This window comes from Hydrocoleum sp. CS-953 (assembly GCF_002260545.1).
In the GTDB taxonomy this organism is placed as follows: Bacteria; Cyanobacteriota; Cyanobacteriia; order Cyanobacteriales; family Microcoleaceae; genus Trichodesmium.
Genome location: NZ_LGSU01000447.1, coordinates 1 through 3,147 on the forward strand (window position 1 = coordinate 1; position 3,147 = coordinate 3,147).

The 3,147-nt window shown below is 31.9% G+C and carries 1 protein-coding gene; it reads left to right on the forward strand.

The genetic code is table 11. From position 1 onward, the window contains the following. Positions 1 to 535: 535 nt before the first annotated feature. Positions 536 to 2,788, forward strand: a complete 2,253-nt coding sequence (locus AFK68_RS04480; protein ID WP_094671763.1) for a hypothetical protein — start codon at positions 536 to 538, stop codon at positions 2,786 to 2,788. Positions 2,789 to 3,147 lie beyond the last annotated feature (359 nt).

Sequence of the window (3,147 nt, forward strand, 5' to 3'; positions counted from 1 at the left end):
CTTTATAACCGGATTTTATATTACATATCTTATTGACTCCCTGTTCCATCTCTAAACTAGGAAATGCCTAAAAGCACAACTACTTAATTTAATTGATACTATCGCATTTAATATAACCCCCTTAAAAAATATTGACATTTTCTTATAATCCTCACAAGTGCTAAAATGAATGTAAGCATTCAGCAATCAGCTATTAGCTGTCAGCTATAAGTTATTAACTTAAGTAGGTAGGCAAAATAAAATTATAAAATGCCTAAGATGCGCATCCAAGGAAAACTTAAACTTTATAGCATAGAGGGTTTTCTATTTAATTATGTCTAGCTACTTATTATAATAAAATTTATCAAAAAAAATGTGTCTAAAAGCCCACCTTTTAAGGTGAAATGTTTTTGGAGCGGGGCATAAATCCCCGTTACAAAAACAACTTCTGACTTCTGTACGGGCGAATAGCCATTCGCCCCTACTGACTTCTGACTTCGTTAAAGCGGGAGTATTCAAGCCTATTTCAACTTACTAAAAATTAAGAATTTTAGCTATGACAAATCAAGAAAAATCAGAAAATTTAACTCCATCTAATTATCTTACAGCTATTAATATAATTGAAGATTGTGCCAATAAAATTTTGGCTCATATTTTCGACCCTAATATTATTCAATTTCAAAATAACTCAGATATTCTGAGTCTCAGAGAAAGTCAACTACTGGCAATAGCGATTGAAGATTTAAAGATTAACTACAAAAGTAAGAAATTATCACCTCTTCAAACAGCCAATCTAGATTTTATTCTTGGTCGAGATAATTATGCTAATAGTCAAATAGAACTAGCATTAACACATTTTAAAAATAGCCAAGCAATATGGCAAAATGACACAATAATTTTACCCGGAGAAATAGCAACTCAACAAAGAAATAATCAGCTAGAAAAATTAGGTGCAGTCCAGTTTCAGATAGGATTATGTTACTATCATTTAGGCAATTCAAATAGCCAGTCGAAACAAAAAAATAATTATTGGCAGCAAGCAAAAGATAATTTCCAAGAAAGCTTAGACTTATTTAGTCAAATAGATCGGCAAGAAATAGTAGCTAAATTTATTAGTAAAAAAGGAGAAGTTCTACAAAAATTAGAAGCATGGAACGATTTATATAACCTTGCTCAAGAAGCTTTAGATTTACATCTAACTTATGGTAAAGAAGAGCAAATTGCTCAAGATTACGGATTTTTAGCTGAAGCTGCAATGCACGAATCAAAATGGGCACACGCTAGTCAATTAGCAGAATTAGCAGTTGCGATTCAAAATCAGTCTCTAGGAGACCCTCTAGAAATTGGGCAAGATCAGAATTCTTACCTCTCAATTTTAACTGAATCTCAGCAGAGTTTAAATGAGTGGCAAACTACTATTAACCAACTAGAAAAAGCCCGACGACAAACCAACCCACACCATGATTTGCAATCTTATCTTTCCATATTAAAAGCATTAAGAAAGCTTTATTTTGAACAAGATAAATATGGAAAATCTGCGAGAGTTAAAGAAGAACAATTAAAAATTGAGTATCAGTATGGTTTAAGAGCTTTTTTAGGTATAAATCCATTACAAGCACAACAAGATTCTAATGGTAATGTCATACTTGCTAGAGAAATTGAAGCTTCTGGTCGTTTAGAAGATGTCAATAAATTAGTAGCAAGAATCAAAAGTGAAGACCATAAACTAATAGTTTTATATGGTGCTTCTGGTGTGGGTAAAACTTCTTTACTTAATGGTGGTTTAATACCTGCTTTACTCGAAGAAGAATTAGACGATAATCAAGTAATTCTGCCCATACCACTGCGAGTTCATACTGATTGGATTAGAAATTCTGACCCTACAACTTGGAATCTGGAATATGTACTAGAGACATTAGTTAAAAACAATCAAAAAAATAATTTAAAAGTATTAATTTTAGACCAGTTTGAAGAGTTATTTACTGTCTGCCCAACAATAAATCAAAGACTGCCACTTTATCAATTTTTGCATGATTGTTTAAGTGTAAATTCTGTCAAAGTAATTTTATCGATGCAAACAGATTATTTACATTATTTATTAGAATGGGAACGCCAAACAAATTTAGAAGCAGTAATTAACCATGAAGTTTTATCTAAAGAAACTCTTTACTATATAAGTAATTTTGAGGTAAATACTACTCAAGAAATAATCAAAAAATTAACTGAAACTACTCAATTAAATTTGGAATCAGATTTAGTTGAGCAAGTGGTAAAAGATTTGAGTGCGACAGAGAATACAGTGCGTCCAATTGAATTACAAGTAGTAGGTAATCAACTCCAAATAGAAGAAATTTCCAATATTAAAAAATACCAGAAACTAGGAGATAATCCACTCCAAAAATTGAGGAGAAAATTTTTAGATACAGCGATTAAAGATTGTGGTTTTATCAATGAACGAACAGCGACACTCGTCTTATACTTGTTAACTAATGAAAATGGTACTCGTCTTCTCAAGACTTCTGTTGAATTAGCATCAGATTTGTCAACACAAACCAGTAAAATAGATTTAGTTTTAGATGTATTAGTTGCCCAGGGACTTGTTTTACTACTGCCAGATTTACCAGATAACAAGTATCAATTAGCCCATGATTATTTAATTCCATTAATTAGGGAACAGGAAGGAGATAAATTAATTGCTGAATTGGAGTTAGAAAGAGATTTAGCACAGAATAAATTACTCCAAGAAAGACCAAATAATTTCTTTGATAAAGCAATTGCTTCTATGTTTAGATGGATGCGAGTTGATTAGATAATTTATTTTGAACTAAAAAAGTTAAGCATTGAATATATATAGCAATCCTCTGCACAGTTGTAATATTTTGGTGGTAGGAGCGAATAGCGATTCGCCCCTACAGGAGTTAGAATCTTAAAAGTTTTCAGTTCAAATTAACTATTATAAAAATTGTCACAACTAATTTAGGATTGCTATATAGCAATTATCATAACTGGTGAGATAAAAAGTTATAGGTTTTAAGGAATACCTTATACCATTTCTCAAAAACTTTTCTACATTTGATTGAGTATGGGAGTGTACGGACGTTGCACAGGCAAAAATGCGTTTTCCGTTCCGGAATGCTCCGCTTTCCATGTCGCGCAGCGATACGTCCG

Bases quoted from the DNA above. Each gene is read 5' to 3' on its own strand.
- AFK68_RS04480 (WP_094671763.1), top strand. From the start codon at position 536: ATGACAAATCAAGAAAAATCAGAAAATTTAACTCCATCTAATTATCTT.